Below are 20907 nucleotides of genomic sequence, written 5' to 3'. Positions count from 1 at the left end.
TTACGTTTAATAATCACACAAAAATAGGTGTACTACGCTAGACAGCCTTTGTATTTAGAATAACATTAAAGGTAATCTTGAGTCTGGATAAAACTGGACCTTGTTAAGCTCACTAAAACCGGTTATTGTATCTCATGATGAATTCGCATACCTCACGTATAGCACCCGATGCACTATCGTTGGATAAAGTTACATCAGCGTGTGATTTGACTTCTCTAGTCGCGTTATGAGGCGTAAAAGACCATCCTGCTGCACAAATGTTTGCCAGATCATTAACATCATCACCTACATAGGCAATATTTGAAAAAGCAATTCCTTTATCGCTAGCGATTCTAGATAAAAGGCTGTATTTATCCTTGACGCCTAAATACGTATTTTCAATTTTAAGTTTTTTCATCCTACTTGCGACTATGTCTGAATCTTCTGAAGTCATCACCATGACCTCAACTTCGTTTTGTCTTAAAATTTCTAATCCCATACCATCTCTCATGTCAAATTTTTTCATGAGTTCTCCCTGACTATCGTAATAAACGCAGCCATCGGTAAACACGCCATCAACATCCAGTACTAGGTGTGTTATAGGTTGGGTTTGTTTGTTTTGTTTTAGCTTTCGCGAAAGCAGTAATTCTACAACATCCCAATCGGACTTACTATCAATTTCGGTTAAAGAATCCTCGTGCATGTGAACTAAACCAATTTCACCAGAAACACGATTTTTAGTCTCAAACCACTTCTCTTTTACAGTCACATATACAGCCCCATTTTCAATCAACAGCCCTTCAAAATCCTGACGTCTAGGTCTATTAAACACATCATAATTTTGAGGCTCACCATTTGAACTCCAGGTAAAACGATGTGTATTCACCACTGTCATAGCGCTGTGCTTGCCGTTTTTAATTTCTTGTAAACAAGCGTTGATATCTACGGCAGTAGTAAAAGGAGATGTAGCTTGTAGCAGACATATAATATCAAAATCAGGATCTTCATCCCTAATAAAATCAATCATCGCACTTTCTGTACTGGCAGTATCCGTGGCGTTTGAGCTTAGGCGTTTGACTGCTTTTATTTTATCTGTCCAGTGGTATTCTCGTTTAACAAAGTCTAAGATATCCAAATCATCAGTATATACATAAACCTCATCTAATTGTGAAGCTATTGCAGCACCTAAAGACCAACAGAATAATGGCCTACCTAACATTTTCTTTTTGTTTTTTCCAGGTATTCCTTTTGATCCTGCTCTTAGTGGGATAAAGCCTATGGTTTTCATTTTCCTTTAAGTATTAATTGGTCTTTAATAAAGATTCTGCAACTTCTTGAGTAAAAATACGAGTTCCTCTATGGTTTAAATGGGATATATCATAAAAGTTCGACGCATTCTTGTATTCAGTATTTTGAATCGAGTATTTTATAAAATTTGCATTAGAATTAAACTCTGTTTTAAACTCATTGTAAAATCTTTCGTTAAACTGATAGTAGTCTGGTGAAAAAACGAAATATAATTGAATATCATTTTTCAAACATAATATTTGAATTTCTTTAAAGGAGTCAACCTTTGCCGGATCAATATTTTTATTTGAGTAGTTTACTGTTGTTTCAAAAGTTAGATTGTTAGAAGAAGTACTTTTATCTGGCAAAAGCTGTGAACCTCTTGCATTAAAAGGAAATTTTGATTTCTGTTCTTCTTTATTAAACACTAGTTGATTGGGATGAACTCTAAGGAAATATAAAAATGAAGAAACCCACGAATGTTGATTTTTCTCAATTAAAATGGAATTCACTTCATTGTAATGAGCTAATGGGTAAAGTCTATCATAGCGCATGCCCAAAGTAGATTCTTTTAAAATTGCATAAGGATTATCAACCACTAATAAAACTTTCTCTGGTGCACTGTGATGCTCTAGGTATTTTCTGAAAATTAATTCTTGAAATCGCACATCGCTACCACGATAAGACAAATTATACGTAGTTTTTTGTAAGTGTTTTTCTAATTGAAATGCATCAATATTGCTAGCTCCGCGGGAAGAACCTAAGACGATAATATCATGTTGAAGCTCGCCATTCAAAAGCAACTCTAACCTATTGTCTTCTTGAATTTTAGCACAACCTGATAAAATAAAATAAGCTGCTTTATCAAAAACAAAAAAGGCGATTAAAAGTATAATACTATGTAGTAAAAACCTCCTCATTAGAATTGAAAATATATAAATTCTTCTGGAGTACCATTACTATGAATAAGTATAAGCGCCATCAGTATAAAGTATAATGGATATTTAAACCAATTATAAGAGTTGAAAAATCTATGATTTAATACATGTTCCCGTTCACGACCTATCCATTCAAATAAAATAAAGAATAGCAAGTATAAAAACATATTAAATGGCCTAATTTCAGGTAAAACAATTATAGAGCTAGAGAAAATCTTAGAAATATAGAAAACAGCGTGAGATAAATTATCTGCTCTAAAAAATATCCAAGCTACCATTGTAAGAAGGAATGTTATGAATATCTGAAAAACTTCCTTTATATGAGGAATAAATCTCCCGGATGCTACAGTATCTAGGTTACTTCTATTACGGTTGCTTAAAAGTAGTGGTAAGAACAAGATTGCATTGAAGGTCCCCCATATGACAAATGTCCAGTTTGCTCCGTGCCAAAAGCCGCTAACAATAAAAACAATAAAGACATTTCTCACATTGAGCCACTTACCTACTCGACTTCCTCCTAAAGGAATGTATAAATAGTCTCTAAACCATGTTGATAGAGAAATATGCCACCTACGCCAAAATTCAGCTATATCTCTTGAAAAATAAGGGGTTGCAAAATTTTTCTTCAAATTAAATCCGAATAATTTTGCTGTACCTATTGCGATATCGGAATATCCTGAAAAATCCCCATAAATCTGGAATGTAAAGAAAAAGGCTCCTACTGCAAGTGTACTACCCGAATATTGATCGTGATTGTTAAAAATATCATTTGCATATCGGGCGCATTGATCTGCTATTATCACCTTTTTTGCTAGGCCCCAAAGAATTTGTTTACAACCATCTGTAGCAGTAGCGTAATTGAATCTTCGCTTTTTAAAAAACTGAGGTAGTAAATTCGTTGCTCGTTCAATAGGTCCTGCAACCAGCTGTGGAAAAAAACTTACAAACGCAAAAAAAGCTACGATGTCTTTCGTTGGGGTCAGCTTTTTCCTATATACATCTATAGTGTAGCTTAATGTTTGAAAGGTATAAAAACTAATTCCTACTGGAAGGATGATATCCAATCTTGATGGGTTGATTTGAGCGCCAAATAAACTATAAGCCTGAGCAAAACTTTCAATGAAAAAATTGAAATACTTGAAAAAACCAAGCAAACCTATATTCATAAGTAAACTGAGTGATAAAAGTAGTTTTCTATATATGGGCTTAGTAACACGAGATAAGGAAATTCCTATCCAATAATCAACTAATGAACTCCAAACAATTAACCCTAGAAAACGTATATCACACCAGCCATAAAACAAATAACTAGCAATTAATAAAAATAGATTTTGAATCTGTAAATTTCTATTAAGCAATATCCAGTAAGTCAAAAAGACTACAGGTAGAAAAACCGCAAAATCAAGTGAATTAAACAACATTAGTACTGTATTCCTTGTAAATTGTTACGCCTGATTACAGTAGATCCTTTTACAGGTTTTCGGTTCTTTATGTACATTGGCACTCTACCTATCGCTTTAAAAACAGCTCGAAAATAACATTTTAAATAAGTAGCATCTTGAAAGGCATACTTTCTACCATTGTGCCAGATAACCTTAAGTATTTTTTTAATTGGCTTTGGGTAGTAGATTATGTATAAAGCAATGGTATTAATTAATTGTTTTTCAAATCTAAAATAGTTGGCTCCTGTTTTTCTACGAGCTAGGGCATCCTTTCTGTGATTCACAGCTATATCATAAGAGTAAAGAACGTAAAATCCTCTATCTAATACCTGCAATGCGACTGCAGTCTCTTCACCATAAATATCCATCCATTTGGGAAAACCAGCTATACTATCATATACTTCTTTCCTAATCGCAAAACCGCAACCTACAAACTCATTAGTGTAATAATCAGCTCCTTTACGCTTTTTTGAAAGAGCATCAAAATCGTCTTTAAAAACCCCAGTAATTTCTTGAAAAGCGATGATAGCTGTTTTCTCGCTTTCGAGAAAGCGAGATATCACTTTTGATTTAAAGTCGACCTCTAAAGGATGAGCATCGTCATCCAAGCCTATTAGAATGTCATTTTGAGCCAAAGAGTAAAGCTTATTTCTAGCAGGAGAAGCTCCTAACTGAACCTTAGAAATTGTCCATTTCACCCATGGAAATCGATTTTTGAGATATTCTGTCTTACTGCAACCATCAATAAATACAAGAACTTCGTCAAAATTAGAACGAACTAGTTCCTGAAGCTTCCCTAAGGTAATTTCCAAATCATTAGGTCTATTTCTAGTAACGATTAAATAGGAGAATGTCATTATTGGTTATAAATAGATGAATAAATCTCTTGAATTGATGCTCGCAATTTACCACGATTGTAGTAAGTATCAATAAAACGTGTGTTGAAGTCCCTAGCTTTTTGAATCAAATTTGTATTTTTTAAAGCTATTTCAACTGCTTTTTTAACCTCTTCAACATTTTTAGGATCATGAATTATAAATCCATTTTTATTATGCTCGATAACTTCTTGAGTAGATCCACCAGGATTAGATTGAATAGGAAACGCACCCATTCCCATAGCTTCTAACAAGGAATTAGGTATTCCATCACTTGTGCTTAAACCTATATGTAACAGTGCTCTTCCCATCTTTTTAAGCAGTTGATCATTGGGAAGAAAATCTCCTCTCTTAATAAGAGTTTTAGAAACGGTTTGAAATAAGGGTGATTTTTCCACGTATCTCAACACTACCTCATCTGCACTGTAAATAAATATCTCATAATCAGCAATAAGCTCTTTATTCACAAGCTCTAGAGCTTGTAGAGCTACTCGAGCTTGCCCTACTCCATCGTCATATCCTTTAATCATTATTAAAGAACGCTCTTGAATAGCCAAGCTATTTTCTAAGGGTAGGTTAATACCACCATTACCAGGAAATACACCAAGAAAATTTCCAGAAAACCCTAATTCTTGAGCTAATGAGTAATCCCTCTTACAATCGGTAATTAAAAAATCGACCCTTTTTAAAAAGGCAGTTACCTTTCTTTGAGATAAACCTAAATTTTTAAAATCATAGACATCGCTACCCCAAGAACTATAAACAATTGGAGTGTTTACTGAGTCCCATACTTTTTGAAAAGGAACACCTGAAAGCCTCATTTCAAAACAATGAATTAGATCTGGTTGTAACTTTGAGATTATTGATTGAAGTTTTTCTTCTGCACTACGTTCGTTGTATTTATTAAGGAAACTATATAATCTTTGAGCATGTCTCTTAAGAAACGTGCGCCCAGGATAATCTCTTTTTAGACGCCAGCCAGTAATTTGATTTACCCAAGGAATTCTAGGGCTGTATCCAGAATCGGTTACATCCATCCAGTAAACCTCAATATCGCTATCTTCCAATTGATTGATCCATTGAAAGAAATGATGATTAGGGATAGAAAGGGTAAGTAGTTTCATTCTAATAACAACTTCTTATATGAATCATTAAACTTTTCAATATCAAAATTTTGACTTGCATAGCTTGCTGTTTCTTCCGAAATTTTAGATATTATTTTTTGATTTTGATACAAATAAGAGATTAAATTTACCATGGATAATACTATATCCTTATTTTGTTCCTCGTTTATCAAAAAACCGTTGACTTCATGGGTAATATGCTCGTGGATTCCGCCCACATCTGTACAAACAGGAATAACCCCAAAAGGCATAGATTCCATCATAACCATGGGAAAACCTTCATACGTAGAGGTTATTATTAAAAAATCTAAGGATTTATAGATATTATTTAGCTTTTGTTTGTCTTTAACACTTCCCAAATTTATCACACCAGCTTTGGTAATTTCTTCATCATGCAAATTCATAGCACTACCAGCCATTACAAACTCCAAATGAGGAAAATCGATTTTAAGTTTTTTTGCAAGCTCTAGAAATAGTTCAGGTCTTTTTTCTAAGGACCATCTTCCTATAAATCCAATTCTATATTTAAGCTCATTATCACTTAAATAATTATCATCTATTTCAACGCCATTTGGAATAACGTGAATCTTATCTTGTTGAGTGATATTTCCAGTATGAGTTTTTACAATTTCATACAATTGATTTCTTGTATAATTATTAATAACTATACGTTTTGAAAGTAAAGAATCAGCTTCAGCAAACATCGCTTTTCTAGTGTCGTTGGGTGCAATAGAGTGAATTAAATCTATAGCAGGTTTATTTAACAGCGGTAATATTTCGTAAAAATAATCTGTGTTACACCCCAAAACCTTAGTTATACTTTCGCTTGAATTTATTGCTCTCGCAATAGTTTTGAATAGTTTTTTATTGAGAAAAGAACTTTTTTTATTAATAATTGAATTTAATTCTATTAAATGAGCGTGACTAGAAAACTGTTCTTTAAAATGATTGGTTGCAGATAAATGGGTGAATATTACAGTTATTTGTTTATTGGATATAGCTTTAATAATATCAAGGTGAACCTGCTCAGCTCCACCTAAATGATAATAAGGTAAAAAAAAGATTATATCGGAATTTACAATTTTTGGAATCTTTTTCGTTTTAAAGGACAGAAATAAGAAATAACCGAACAAAAATTTTATTCTTTTTTTTAATGAGCTCATCTTACCTCTTCTGAACTGCTTTGCAACACACCATAGTATCTTTATTTAATAGAAAAACTTCTTCAACTTGAAGTGTAGAATATTTCTCTATTACGTTTTTAAGAGTATAAGGACTGTACCAGCAATTATGATCTGGATGTACTACTTCCTTTATTGATGTTTCTAAATAGTGATTACGTTGCATGTGAGTTTGTGCAAAGCAATTAGGTGCTGTAATATAAAATGTACTTGCTTGAACTTTGGATATGTTTTTTAAAAATTCTGCTACATTGTCTACATGTTCTATAGTTTCAGGAATCAGGCAAACATCGTAGCTCTCTTTTACCTCTTCGATTTTGCTGAAATAAGGTTGGTTTACGTACTTTTTCAAGTTTTCAATACCATCGATATCTACATCAAAACCATGTAATTTATTTGCAACTTTTGATAATTTTATATGCAGATTGTAAGATGGTTCAAAAATGGGCCAATCTGTACAACCAAAATGAATTACATTTTTTTGATCACAAATATTTAGAAAGAAAGAAAAACGATCTTCAATTTTCGAAAAACCGACATCCTGAACCCAGAAATTATCATGAGATAAGTATTGAGGTTTTTTAGGTGTAAACCATGACCATATTTTTAAAAGAAACAATTTCATTTATAATAATTTTATTGTGTCAAAATCAAATTTAACTTCCCTTGTTTATTCAAAATTTCTTTAAATAGTTAAGTTGATAATACAAACACAAAACTACTTAATGGAAAGTGCTCTTTTTTCTATTAAATGCCATGAAATATAACCAAAAAAGACCGCTAAACTAAAAGAGCCTAAAAGCAATATTTCTAAGCTAGGTGAAAAACAATATATAAGTATTTGCTGAATAGGAAACGCATAAATATAAATTCCATAAGATGGGTCACCATAGTCTTTAAAACAGGCTAGTTTACTTTCCCAAAAACCTAATCCTAAAATTAGAAATGATAATGCCACATGTTTCACATAACCATACATACCATAGTATGCTGAAACAACTAAAAGAATAAGAGCAAACAAAAGTAATCTCTTATCATTAAAGAGTTTGCGCTGTAAAGTCCCCAAAAATATACCTACCACAAAATATCCTCCCAAGTTAAATAATGGATAACCTGTCATTCCTAAAAAATTAGACGCTCCAAAACGATTCATACCAAAAATAAAAATGACATACCAAAGTATTAAAAGGAACGTGGCTAAAAAACTATGATATCGAGCCTTCTTGATAAAAAAGAACAACAATACAAATAAATACATAGAGAACTCATATCTGATAGTCCATAAGGATCCGTTAAATGATCGATATGGTAATGAATTGAAAACTCCTTCTACTGGCCCTTGAAAAAGATATAGAGAAAGATTATATGGTAAATAAGTCCAGTATCCAAACTCATTAAAAATACTTTTATCTCCACGATAAAAAAAAGGTAGAACAACAAGACTTAATAAAAGAACCACCAGTAAGGCAGGAAATAATCTTAAAACACGCTTTTTAAGATAATGCAGTACACTATCACTGCGCAGCATACTTTTATATATAAAGTAACCGCTAATGGTGAAAAAACCTGCAAGACCTAATTGTGAGAAACTAATCTGCCCATTTGTTATTCCTAGCATCCATTCTTTTTCCTCCATTCCTAATAAGGCGAAAGAATGGGTAATGATAACAAAAGACGCAAAAACAAACCTTAAAAAATCAAAATTATTATGATGCCTTTGTATATTCAAAATTTGGATGGTTTATTGAAATTAAATCTAAGGATATATGTAAATCGTTTTATCGCAAAATACAATTGAATAATAGCATTATAAAATGTCTTAAAAATAGTAGCTATAAGACCTTTAAAAGCACTAGAAGTCTTTACCTCTTCATGCCACAGTTGATAGTTACCTATCACATCATTTTTAAATCTAAAATATTCCTGAGCTCTGGTGCGCTTGATCTCGTAGTGAAAAATTGCAGGAACAAATTCAATATCAAAACCTTTTGACAGGACGCGCTTAGACCATTCTTTATCTTCAAAAGTAGCAACGTCTTCTCTGAATGGGTATTGTTCCCATACTGCCTTCGCAAAAGCGGAACCTGAAAAAATCAATCCTGCACGATTGGCATTATCAACAGCCTGAACACCTTTAATAAAAGCTCTGTAATCATTTGTGCTGTGCAAACAACGCAAACCTGCTAGGTTAGGGTTAGCTAGAAAGCGCTGTTTAATAAGCTTGAAAAAATCATGACTTACTGGATAGGAATGTGCGCTAAAAATCACAATAATCTCATTTTTAGCCTCAGTAGCAGCAGTGTTTGCACTACCTCCATAACTAAACTGTTCTATTTTCACATATCTCGCATGATATTGCTGACATAAAGAAGGTGTATCATCCGTAGAATTGTTATCTATAACCACAATTTCATCTATATCACTTGTGTAACGTTCCTTAAGATTACGTAGTAAAAATCCCAATGCAGGAGCTTGATTTTTAGTTCTTATAACTACAGATATTTTCATACTCTTACTTGAAAAAGCCTAACATTTTAAAAGGTTTAGTGATAATACTTCCTAATTTGTATTCTATAGATTGCTGTAGTCGTTGCTCTTTTTTGCGACTGGTGGTAATATAATGAAATAGAACTGTTATACAGTTTTCAAAATCCTCTATATAAAGTTCTTTATGCTTTTTCATTATGTAATACCTTACCTGTTCTGCAGTTGTTTTGATAGTGGTAGTTAGCATAGAAGATTCTTTTTTTCGATAATAAAAGAGCTTTTGTGGAATAACAGCATAATTCCAGCCTTTTTTAGTGATATGTAACCAAAATTCCCAATCCTCAAAACCATCACGCATACTTTCATCATATCCACCTACTTGTTCCCAGCAAATTCTACGGTATAATGAAGTAGCAACTAGTTGATTTACGTAAAGTAGATATTTTACATCTTTACCTTTAGGTTGATGTACGTCCACCACATTATCAATGGTATTAATAAAAAATTTACTGTAAACACCTACTATCCCGACATCTGGCATACTTTCTAGTTTTTTGATAGTTTGTGCTAAATAATTTTTATGAATCACATCATCCGCATCCAGAGGTAATATGTAAGTGCTTTGCATGGTAGCAATTCCCGTATTACGTGCAGCGCTTAAACCTTTATTCTTTTGATAGATATATGAAAAACGTTCATCTCTTTGACACCATTCAAGTGCTACTTCTTCAGTGTCATCAGGGCTACCGTCATTTACGATAATACAGTTCCAATTTTGAAACGTTTGATGTAGCACAGACTGAAGACACTGATCTAAAAAGTGACCTTGATTATAACAAGGAACTATTACAAGTACTTGAGTCATATTCTTGATTTTGAAAATATAATCTTAACCAATCTTTTAATTCTTTTGAGTGCATAGATTATGAACCATCTTAAACTAATTATTTGATAATTATAACTATTTATGAGCTCGGACGCTAAAACTATAGATTTTTTAAATGATAATTTATCCATCAGTTTCTCATAGTGCTTAACGATATGGTTGAAATCATTTTCGTGATCATTACTGGAAATGTATTTAGATGACCTTTTAATATCTCTAAATAAATGGGAACTATTATCTAATAAGCTTAAAGCGGCATTATTCTTATCCAAACAATTATCTATTAGAAAGTTCTCAGTAACTTCTGAAAACCTATATTGCTCCTGAACTCTTGAATACATAAGTTCAACAATTTCCTTTTGAAAACCGCCAGTATTAGATATTTGTGCCGTAAGAGATGAACCATGCACTCTATAGAAATAAAGTGACCTATAGAGAGGTTTACATTTAACTTTTGGCAGATTCATAAGCCAGAATGCATAATCCTCAATTCTAAATAAATCTGAATCATACTTATTATTCTTAAATAAAGATGCCTTAGCCAAAAAGCTGCAACCTATTATATTTTGGAATAACAATTCTGGTAATGCACCTACAGGTTGATATTTAAAAAAAGTTCCATCGTGATAGATGATATCGTAATCAGAGTATACAAAATCCACTTGGTGCAGTTCTAAATAACAAACTAGAGTTTCTAGAAAAAAAGGTTTTAAAATATTATCATCACTCGTCCAAGTTATAAAATTACCTCTAGCTTGTTCAATTCCGTAATTCAGACTGCTTGGTAATTTAGAATTTTCCTCATTTTGAAAGATGTTAATGCGTCCATCAAGCTTTTGATAATTTTCTGCTATCTCTAAACTACTGTCCGTAGAACAATCATCTACAATTATAAGCTCAAAATTAGTATAGGTTTGAGTTAAACAACTTTCTATGGCTTGTGCAAGATATTCTTCACCATTAAATACAGGTAATATTATTGAAACTAAGCCATTATTCACCTCTTTATTCAGACTCATATCATTATGAACTTTTAGGATATATAAAAGATAAGATCTGCTTTCTTCTCCTTACCAGAGGGAAATACTTGAGGTTTAATTTTGAAAAAAACAATCTATAATGCAAGGTATGAACACGCCACCAATATTTTATCTCATTCCATAAACCTGTATTTTCTTTATGTTTAATAATCCATACTCTACGTAATATACGATCTATAACTTCCGTTTTTACGCTATTTTGAGAGGCCCATTTAATAACAGATTCATAAGCCATGTAGTCATATCCTTGATATAAATCCTCTCGGTAAAAACTATTATTATCATGAACTATTCTCATGGCTACTGGATTATCTATATTGCTGGAATAAGTAGGAGTAGCAAGTATCACTCGCCAAAAGAAATCAGTATCTTCTGCTACGGCGAGTTGTTCATTAAAAAGCCCAGAGGATTTCAAGACTTCTCTTTTAATAGTAAAACCATCTATTTGAAAGTGACCAAATACACCGTCTACCAATCCTAGAAACAATTGCTCTGGTGGCACTTCTTCAGTAACTGTGTATAGCCTATTTTTCAAATAGTCGTATTGATTATTTCGTACATCATAACCTACAGCATTATAAACAGCTCCACAATCTTGATGTGAATCAAAAACTGTTTTGTCTTTACTAAATCGATTAGCAAGAAAATAATCATCTGCATCTAGGAATGCGATATAATCACAGGTAGCGTTTAAGAGTCCTAAATTTCTAGAGGCACTTCTTCCTTTATTTATGCCATTCTCATGCTCAAGAAGTGATACTCTATCGTCTTTAAAAGAATATACTATATTTTTAGTCTCATCTGTACTGCCATCATTTATCACTAGAACCTCAGCTGTTTCTGGTTGTTCCAGAACAGATTGAATAGCTCTCGAGATAAACTGTGCAGCGTTATAGGCTGGAATAATAATGCTCACATTCATAGATTACCTCAGATATCTAATTAACCCTTCTCCTTTACTAAAAAAATAGAATGAAAATATTGACAAAAACCATCTAAAAAGAATAGTTTTTTTATGATTTTTAAGTTTGTAATAATGAATACTAGCCAAGGATAGGTAATAATAGCAAACCATTGCTTTAGCCAATTCTTTATGTAAAACAAAATGTTTGAATAAATTGAACATGTGCCTATATAAGTGATCGATAGTAGTTTCTTTCAATAGGGATTTAAATTTCCTAATAGTATTATATCGCACCCATATATTAGAATATACCTTGTCAATACTATCATTGATGCTGGTAGAAATTCTTTCATTATGAATATAAACAAAAGCTAAAGTTTTACAAACAACTGATATAGAAGGCTCAGTAGCTAATACTCGTATATGCAGATCGTATTCTTGTGACTGCTTTAATTTTTCGTTGAAACTAAAATCCTTTATAATCATTGATTTCCATAATACAGAATGAATTGCCCACCATTCTTCACAAAGAACATATGAGTCTAAAACATTATTACCTACAATACGGTCACTCCAATATCCTTTTTTTTCAAGTGAAGTATCATCAATAAACTGTGCTTGACATATACTTAAATCTGAATTATTAGCTCTTAAATCTAACAATTGTAATTTCAATTTTTCAGGATGTAAGGTATCATCGCTATCCAAAAAATTTATGTATTCTCCTTGAGCTTTTTCTAAACCTATATTGCGACAAGCGTTTGCTCCTTTTAATTTTGTAGGTGGTCTTTTGTAAAGATGAAATCTTTTATCTTTTCTTTTAAAGGCTTCTACAACTTCACAACTATTATCTGTGCTACCATCATCAACTATGATACATTCCCATTTCTCATAAGTCTGAAATAAGAGAGAGTCTAAAGTACGCCCAATAATTGCTCCGCGATTATAAATTGGAATAATGATTGATATTAAAGGATAATCAATTCCCATATTTGAAAAGACTAATTAATGTCATTATAATTTTCTCATCAGTCTATATTGAACAAATCTTTTAAATTAACATCATCTTTTATAAAAATATCCTTATTTCGTTTTATTTTCTCTAAGTCCCAATTCCACCATTCTAATTTAATAATTTGATCTATAATTTCCTCCGAGAACCTATAACCTATAATTTTTGCAGGAGATCCCGCAATTATCGAATAAGGAGGAAAAGATTTTGTTACAGTAGAATTAGCTGCAACTACTACTCCATCACTCAATGAAACTCCAGAAAGAATTACTGTTTGTGAACCAATCCAAACGTCGTTACCTATTTCAACACCACCTTTTGATTGTATGTCATTCAACATTTCACCTTCTAATATATTTGTTTCTATAAAATAACTACTTAAGCGATTAAATTTATGATTGTATTCTTGTATCGATACATTTCGGGCTATTGAGCAAAAATTACCTATTCTTATGGGATGAATACCAGACAATATATCAGTATTAGGACCATTGACAGAAGTAAAGTCCCCAATTGTAACCTTACCAGAAACAAACAAAGGTCCCAATAATTTTGCACCTCTTCCAATACTTATATCTCCGTATAATTTTGCAGATTTAATTTCAGAATCAGTCTCTACTTTTACGTTACCCGTAATTATAGAAGACTGTATTTTTGATTTTGAATTTATTAATTCAACTTTTTCGATCGAATTTCTAAGTGAATTATAAGTTTCAATTTTAAACAAAAACTTCTTTATTTTTCTCTTGATAATATCCACCATTAACTACTTATAAAATTCTTACATCAACTATTTCTTTTACCTCATTAGAAAGTTGGATGTTAGGTAAAGATAAGTAGAACTCATTAACCCTTTCAATAAAATTGGAATCATTTGAATTTATATATTTTATTATTTCTTCGTCCAGTAAATCTTTGAAAAAATTTGCACCTGTTTCACTTAATATAACGGTAGGTATATTTAACTCCAATGCTTCTAAAACAGTACCAGAATAATTAGTGAAATGGAGTTTAGTTCTAGATAAGTCCATCATTAATGGTACATTTTTAGCATCGTGAATTTCTATTAAATTAGTAAGTTGATTTCTCTCAAAAAACTTATCATAAACTTCTTTCCCTATGTTATCTCTAGGATGCAATCTAATGATCCAAGGAACTTCTAATTGTTTAATCAGATTAATAATACTAGTTGGAAAAAAATCATTAATCCTATAAGGATAAGTTTGTAGCGAATATAGAAAGTAAGAATTATCTTTTTTTAGATTTGAATATTTGTGCCTCTGACTGATTAAGGAAAAATTACCAACTACTTTGGTATTTATGATTGTTCCGCTTGACCACTTTTTAATTTCATTTTCAGAGTATTTATCCCAGCACCAGAAATTACTAGGTAAAGTATTATGAGCATTATTTTTAATTGAAAACCATTGAGAATAGGCTGGATGAGGATATGTAATGGGTCCATGTTGTATTTCGATAGTTTTTATTTGAAGCATATTTGCAGCAGCAAGTGAGGCGAATACATCATTATTAGCATAATAACACAAATAAAAAACTACTTTAGGTTTGACATTTTTAAAATATAGATGATAAAATTTATATTTTAAGTATACTTTTTCTACGATCAATTGAAGATCGTTCCTTGAAAAAAAAGACAGTCTATCTCCAAAAATTGACTCTAATTCATTTAAGAATAAATTATAATCTTTAAAAGAATAATTAATTTTTTCTTTTTTAAACAAGCGTATTAACCTCACGAACATGTCACTAAAATCCACAACATTAACAACCGTTTCAGAATATCTATTTCGATTTGTGTACCCGTCATATTCTAGGATCACACTTTCTGCTTCAATTGATGATCTACTAATCAGAGGCTCAAAAAATTTGTTCGCATATCGACCATTTTCCCAAAATCTATGAGAATCAGCACCAAAAAAGATATAGTTCACCCTGCGATCATAAAGGAATTTCAAAATCCTTAAAAGTGAAGAGATTTTTCTTAAGGTTTTACCAAAAAAACTAGGTTTTATTTTTTTACAATCAAAATGATTCTTTTTTAGTTCCTCATTGGAAACAATAGATTTATTTGCACTTATGGAGGTTAAATTGTAGTATAAATATATCCTTAAAATAGGCCACATATCAATTCCTCTATAAACCCATTTATCAACCGGATATTTATTTTCAAAATAATTAATTATTTCTAAAATCCTTTCTTTTTTCAATCAATTAATACTTTAAAATCTTGAATAAACCCGTTTGCCCTTAAATCAACACCACTTTTGTATACATCATTTTTCATGACCGTAAAGTCCAGTGCATAATCCAATAAATCTAACGTTTCATGGGGTGCTAAAAATGATATTTTCTCACTGAAATGATATTTGATAGTATAGTTACCTGCTCTCAACAATAATCTTTCTATTTGAAATGAAATTGTGCCTTTTTCAGATAAATGATCAAATTTAAAGCCAGTTTCATCACTTGCCAAAGTCGTGATGAAATCTCCATTACTGTTTAATATTTGTATAACAAAAGTTAAATGTGATAAATTAACGGTATCATTAATTTCATAATCAAATTTTAATAAACAATTAGAACCGCTTAAAATTTCATCAACTCTTTGGCCACTATCATTAAAAAAACCTAGACTTAAAATTTTGAATTTAAAATTCCCTTTCCTGTCCTCTCTACTAACTAGTGATTTAGGTTCTTTTCTATTGAGATAAAGATATCTATCCACAGAATCAGAACTATCTCCTACAAAAACTATCTCTCCATTATCCATAACAATTCCACGATTGCATAGATTCTTAATAGCGGCCATATTATGACTAACAAAAAGCACCGTACGACCACCTTGTGAACTTACGTCTTGCATTTTGCCTATGGCTTTCTTTTGAAATTCTGCATCGCCTACAGCCAGCACCTCATCTACCACAAGAATATCGGGTTCTAAAAATGCAGCGACAGCAAATCCTAAACGTACACGCATACCGCTGCTATATCGCTTCACAGGTGTATTAATGTACATCTCACAACCCGAGAATTCTACAATCTCGTCGATCTTGCTTGCGATCTCGGCTTTGGTCATTCCTAGTATTGCACCGTTCAAGAAAATGTTTTCTCGTCCTGTAAGTTCTGGGTGCATACCGGTACCTACCTCTAGTAAACTAGCAATACGACCTCTAGTTTTAATACTACCCGTAGTAGGCGCTGTTACTCTAGATAATATTTTTAACAAAGTAGATTTGCCTGCTCCGTTTTTACCTATTATCCCTAGTATCTCGCCACGTTCCACTTCAAAATTAATATTTTGTAAAGCCCAGACATATTGACTAGAAGCAGCCTTACTGCGATCATTAACCGCTCCAACTTGTAGGTAAGGATCTTCTTTACCAAGCAATCTAGCCCAAAATCTATTTAAATCATGACCCAAAGTACCAGTACCTACTTTTCCTAACCGATACTGCTTGCTTATATTTTCAACTTTTAAAATAACATCGCTCATAATTTAAACAGTATCTATAAAGGTTTTTTCGGTACGGTTAAAAACTATTAATCCTACTATAAAAATGAAAATACTCAAAACTAAAATATACCCTAATGCAGGGTAGTTTAAATTGTCACTACCTAATGCAGACATGCGAAAGCCATCTATGATATGTGCCAAAGGATTGTAATCCACAACCCATGAGTATTTACCTAATTTTTCTTGAGCCTCACTGACGGGAAAAGGTACCGCACTTAAATACATAAGTAAGGATAAACCAAAGGTTACTAGATTATTTAAATCTCTATACTTAGTAGTTAAAGAGGATAAAATTAGTCCTACTCCCACACTTAACAGTATAACTAAAAATATATAACCAGGAAGCCATAATGCAGTCCATGATGGTGTGATAGAAGCTCCTTTATTAATATAAATCAGGTAAAATATAACAAATATTATCAGTTGGATTAATAGTTGTAATAAACCACTAATTGCTTTGCTTATAGGAACAATTACTCGTGGAAAATAAACCTTCCCAAATAACCCAGTATTAGCAGTGAAAGTTGTACTAGACTGTGAAAGATTAGTCTTAAAATAATTCCATAAAATAACGCTACCTAAATTGAAAAGAAACGGAGGCGCTTCACCATAATTCACCTGCGCTAAATTATTAAAAATTAAGGTAAGCACAATACTAGTCATTAATGGCTGTATTAGAAACCATAATGGACCTAAGACTGTTTGCTTATAAACGGTAACAATATCACGTTTCACAAAAAGAATTAGTAAATCTCTATAGCGCCAGATCTCTTTAAAGTTGAGATCAATGAATTTACCTTTGGGCTTTATCTCGTACAACCACTCGTTTGATCCTGCCATAGTAGTTAGTTTTTACGCTTTCGCGAAAGCGAGATTTTTTCTAAAATCTTTTTATACCAAGGCTGGTTTATCTTATTCTCATGGTACCCATTACCGTAGGCACCATAGCCGTAACCATAACCGTACCCATAACCATAACCATAACCGTATTTACCTCGCTCGTCGTAGTAGTTAAAGACCAAACTGATGTCTTCAATTTCATTTTTATCGTACTTATCGTTAAGTACTTGCAACATTCCTTTTTTAGTATATCCTTGACGCACCATATACAAGGAAGCGTCGGCATGTTTAGCGATCTCAAGAGCATCGGCTACCAGACCTAAAGGAGGTGTATCCAAAACTATATAATCATAGGATTTTTTAAGCTCTTCGATCATTTTCCCTGCACGTTCACTCAAAATAAGCTCACTAGGATTAGGTGGTACTGGTCCCGATAGTATTAAATCTAAATTGTCAACTTGAGTATTATGAATTACTTGTTCCAAGCTAGCGTCATTTACCAGGTAGTTGGAGACACCTACTGTATTTTCTATCCCGAAATCATCAAAAATTTTGGGCTTTCTTAAATCTAGACCAATGAGCAATGTACGCTTACCACTCATAGCATAAACCGTAGCAAGGTTGATACTCATAAAGGTTTTTCCCTCACCACTTACACTACTTGTAACCATAATTGTTCGACATCCGTAAGGTGCTTCTCCTTTGTACATAAAATGTAGGCTAGACCTTATCCCTCTAAAGGCTTCTGCAATGGTGGACTTAGGTTGGTCATTCACAATTAAGTTAGAAGGATGATCCATTTTCCCTATAACCCCAATTAAAGGAATTGTTGAAAGCCTTTCGAGGTCCTTAGGTACGTGTAGATAATTATCTAAAATTGTGAGTATAAAAGCTAATATTATTGGAATTGCTACAGCCATAAGCAAGGCAATTAAGTAATTGATATTACCGTCACGCCTAGATCCACCATCACCAGTGTCTCTAGCTTTGTCTATGACAAATACATCACTTACATTGGCTGCTTTAACCAATTCTGCTTCTGCCTTTTTGGCCTTAAAAATATTGAAAGCGTCTTGCTCAATTTCTAATTGTCTTTGTTTGCGTAAAAAAGTCTGTTGTTCTTTTGGTAATTTCTTTATTTGTGATTCGATCTGATTTATTTTACCATATAAGTCATTCAAATCTCTATTTAACAGGGATTTGGAACTTCTAATATTTTCATAAATCACTTCTTTTACGGTATTTATATCTCTATCAATTTCTTGAAAAACAGGTGCATCTGCACGCATGGAAAATTCTCTTTTTTTACGTTCTTCAGACAAACTTACCAATCTTGCTACAGCACCACCTATACTGGATTCTTCAATTCCTACTATTGACGGAGCCTGAATAAGGGTATAATCATTTTTATTTCTTAGGTAATTTCCTAAATTTTCATAATAATCCAACTGTCTTTTAAGCCCTGTTTCTTGCTTCTCGTAATTAGTCAATTTTTGATTAAGATCTGTAGATTGCACTTGAGCATCTATCAAGGTGGTTTTTCCTTTAAAATCTTCTAGGTCGTCCTCAGCTGCTTTAACCGACTTAATTTGAGCAACTAAACTACTATCGATGTATCGTATTGTAGCAGTCGCAAATTTATTTTTAAGCTCTAATTCTTCTGTTTCAAGTACAATAGAACTCGTATTTATATAATCGATGAGCCTGGCCTTATTTGTCCCAGAAAGTGATAATTCAAGAATAGAACTTCCATCGGGTTTCTGCATGATACGAATACCCTTATATTTATTTACAGTTGACCAATAGTTACCAAAGTTGAATAACCATTGCCCGGTTTGTATGTTTTCACTTGTCTTTTCAATGACTACATTAAGAAATGGTAGTTGAATACTATCACCAAATTTAAATTGTTGTGACCATTCTCCAATAGGCGTTTTTACCTGTTCATGTGCTTTATTGATATAATCATAGGCCAAAGAAGTTTCTGCTGAAAATGAAGCGCTTAATTTAAAATTATCCTGATCTAGCACATTAATACGGATGTTCTTCCCGTAAAGTTGTGCTTTAGCGGTATCAGCATAAATAAAGAAAGGTGTCGCTTTATAAGCGTCAACATTATAATACTCGCCTTCTTTGATATAATTGATATAAAATTGTAATTCATCTACAACACGCTCGGCATGTGTTCTCGATTTGAATTTTGTGATGACAGTGGTCACCTTGTCTGTCGTTCCTCCCCAATTAAAAGTGAGGCTTTGATTACTTGTAAATAATGGATTTGTATTATCTTTTATACTTATTAACGAAGAAGCACTGTAATAGGTTTGAATAAACTGATTTTTATAATAAGCATAGGACAATCCAATTATTAAACAAAGTAGAAAAAACCACCACAGCTTAATCAATTTGTTTAAAAATTGCCTGATATCAAAAATACCAGATAAGGCATCTAAATCTTTAGCTTCTTCAGACATATTAGTTGCTTAAACTATTAATTAATAAAACAGTTCCTACAGTGGCCGTAAATACACTCAATATGGTTGTAAAAGTTGAAAGTCCGGTTGTTCCTGTCCCAATTGATTTTTGAGGTAATGGATTTACAACAATCATATCGTTAGGTCTTAAAAAGTAATAAGGTGAATTCACAACATCTAATCTTGTCAAATCTAGTGTATGAGTGCGAACTCCTTCTGGGTATTGTCTTACGATTTTGACATCTGTTAAATCACCCGTAATCGGCACTCCACCACCATCAGCTATAGCCTCTACAATACTTATTTGTTCTCTGAGAATCCGCTTTTGACCAGGACTTGTAACTTCTCCAACCATTGTGTATCGTAGCCCATCCAACTTTACCGTTACAAAAATTTTAGCCTCAGGTTTAAAGTATTTCTCAGTTAATTCTTTAGTAATGTAATCTTGCAATTCTTCCACCGTCATTCCTATTGCCTTTATCTTACCTAGCTCTGGAACACGTATATCACCATGGATATCAATCGTATAACCATTAAAATATAATGCACTACCTTGTTGCGGGTTATTGTTTGCACTATTATTATTTGAAATAGTAAACGAATTTATAAGTTCTGCATCCACATCTTTATCTGACTTTATTTGTATTGATAAAACATCGTTAATTTGTAGTCGATAAGGGGATTGTACACGTCTAACTTCGATTAAAGAATCATTTTTACTAGTTCCTGATTCTTGAAGATAGGTAATTTTTGAAATAGGCACGCAAGAGGCAGTTGCAATCACTACAAATACTAGCAATAATAGGCTTTTACTGTGCATAGCTGGGATTTAACACTATTTTTACAAATATACTCCTTATTAAAAACTGACAAACCTTTTAACGAAGATACTTCACGCTTTAC

19 protein-coding genes are annotated in these 20907 nt (G+C 32.4%); all 19 read right to left on the bottom strand.

All coding sequences use genetic code 11. The features are described 5' to 3' along the window. Window positions 1–112: 112 nt before the first annotated feature. On the bottom strand, window positions 113–1267 hold the full coding sequence (locus AAT17_RS10860) for an acylneuraminate cytidylyltransferase (protein ID WP_060524298.1): 1155 nt from the start codon (window positions 1265–1267) through the stop codon (window positions 113–115). Between the two features lie 13 nt (window positions 1268–1280). Then, window positions 1281–2186: a hypothetical protein gene (locus AAT17_RS10855; protein ID WP_060524296.1), complete on the bottom strand. Its 906-nt coding sequence runs from the start codon at window positions 2184–2186 to the stop codon at window positions 1281–1283. Continuing rightward, a complete protein-coding gene (locus AAT17_RS10850) occupies window positions 2186–3625 on the bottom strand; it encodes an MBOAT family protein (protein ID WP_060524294.1) in 1440 nt (479 codons plus the stop codon). The genes AAT17_RS10855 and AAT17_RS10850 overlap by 1 nt, the downstream gene beginning before the upstream one ends. Further along, entirely contained in the window at window positions 3625–4503 is an 879-nt protein-coding gene (locus tag AAT17_RS10845) for a glycosyltransferase family 2 protein (RefSeq protein WP_060524292.1), read from the bottom strand. Before AAT17_RS10845 ends, AAT17_RS10850 begins: the two co-directional genes overlap by 1 nt. Beyond that, window positions 4503–5645, bottom strand: coding sequence for a glycosyltransferase (locus AAT17_RS10840; RefSeq protein ID WP_060524290.1), 1143 nt, complete (start codon window positions 5643–5645; stop codon window positions 4503–4505). The genes AAT17_RS10845 and AAT17_RS10840 overlap by 1 nt, the downstream gene beginning before the upstream one ends. Further along, window positions 5642–6808 (bottom strand): glycosyltransferase family 4 protein, encoded by a 1167-nt coding sequence (locus AAT17_RS10835; protein ID WP_060524282.1) that lies wholly within the window; start codon window positions 6806–6808, stop codon window positions 5642–5644. The genes AAT17_RS10840 and AAT17_RS10835 overlap by 4 nt, the downstream gene beginning before the upstream one ends. Before the next feature lies 1 nt (window position 6809). Beyond that, on the bottom strand, window positions 6810–7451 hold the full coding sequence (locus AAT17_RS10830) for a hypothetical protein (RefSeq protein ID WP_060524280.1): 642 nt from the start codon (window positions 7449–7451) through the stop codon (window positions 6810–6812). A gap of 93 nt (window positions 7452–7544) precedes the next feature. Further along, window positions 7545–8555 carry an acyltransferase gene (locus AAT17_RS10825; RefSeq protein ID WP_172792956.1) on the bottom strand — a complete coding sequence of 337 codons (1011 nt, stop codon included), beginning with the start codon at window positions 8553–8555 and terminating at the stop codon, window positions 7545–7547. Next, window positions 8552–9334 carry a glycosyltransferase family 2 protein gene (locus AAT17_RS10820; protein WP_060524276.1) on the bottom strand — a complete coding sequence of 261 codons (783 nt, stop codon included), beginning with the start codon at window positions 9332–9334 and terminating at the stop codon, window positions 8552–8554. Before AAT17_RS10820 ends, AAT17_RS10825 begins: the two co-directional genes overlap by 4 nt. A 4-nt stretch (window positions 9335–9338) precedes the next feature. Continuing rightward, window positions 9339–10178: a glycosyltransferase family A protein gene (locus AAT17_RS10815; RefSeq protein WP_060524274.1), complete on the bottom strand. Its 840-nt coding sequence runs from the start codon at window positions 10176–10178 to the stop codon at window positions 9339–9341. Beyond that, window positions 10175–11218, bottom strand: a complete 1044-nt coding sequence (locus AAT17_RS10810; protein ID WP_060524272.1) for a glycosyltransferase family A protein — start codon at window positions 11216–11218, stop codon at window positions 10175–10177. The genes AAT17_RS10815 and AAT17_RS10810 overlap by 4 nt, the downstream gene beginning before the upstream one ends. A gap of 4 nt (window positions 11219–11222) precedes the next feature. Further along, window positions 11223–12155, bottom strand: a complete 933-nt coding sequence (locus tag AAT17_RS10805; RefSeq protein WP_172792955.1) for a glycosyltransferase family 2 protein — start codon at window positions 12153–12155, stop codon at window positions 11223–11225. A 9-nt stretch (window positions 12156–12164) separates the two neighbouring features. Then, window positions 12165–13133, bottom strand: a complete 969-nt coding sequence (locus AAT17_RS10800; protein WP_060524268.1) for a glycosyltransferase family A protein — start codon at window positions 13131–13133, stop codon at window positions 12165–12167. Between the two features lie 38 nt (window positions 13134–13171). Further along, the gene (locus AAT17_RS10795; RefSeq protein WP_060524266.1) at window positions 13172–13918 is read right to left on the bottom strand and encodes a CatB-related O-acetyltransferase; all 747 of its coding nucleotides are present in this window, start codon (window positions 13916–13918) and stop codon (window positions 13172–13174) included. A 7-nt stretch (window positions 13919–13925) separates the two neighbouring features. After that, a complete protein-coding gene (locus AAT17_RS10790; protein ID WP_060524264.1) occupies window positions 13926–15383 on the bottom strand; it encodes a hypothetical protein in 1458 nt (485 codons plus the stop codon). Beyond that, entirely contained in the window at window positions 15380–16669 is a 1290-nt protein-coding gene (locus tag AAT17_RS10785; RefSeq protein WP_060524262.1) for an ABC transporter ATP-binding protein, read from the bottom strand. The genes AAT17_RS10790 and AAT17_RS10785 overlap by 4 nt, the downstream gene beginning before the upstream one ends. A gap of 3 nt (window positions 16670–16672) precedes the next feature. Then, window positions 16673–17530, bottom strand: a complete 858-nt coding sequence (locus tag AAT17_RS10780; protein ID WP_060524260.1) for an ABC transporter permease — start codon at window positions 17528–17530, stop codon at window positions 16673–16675. A 5-nt stretch (window positions 17531–17535) separates the two neighbouring features. Beyond that, a complete protein-coding gene (locus AAT17_RS10775) occupies window positions 17536–20004 on the bottom strand; it encodes a polysaccharide biosynthesis tyrosine autokinase (RefSeq protein WP_060524258.1) in 2469 nt (822 codons plus the stop codon). Window position 20005: 1 nt separating this feature from the next. After that, entirely contained in the window at window positions 20006–20824 is an 819-nt protein-coding gene (locus AAT17_RS10770) for a polysaccharide biosynthesis/export family protein (RefSeq protein ID WP_060524256.1), read from the bottom strand. Between the last annotated feature and the right edge of the window lie 83 nt (window positions 20825–20907).

It is taken from the genome of Nonlabens sp. MIC269 (genome assembly GCF_001430865.1).
Lineage (GTDB): Bacteria > Bacteroidota > Bacteroidia > Flavobacteriales > Flavobacteriaceae > Nonlabens > Nonlabens tegetincola.
This window is presented reverse-complemented; position numbering and strand designations above follow the sequence as displayed.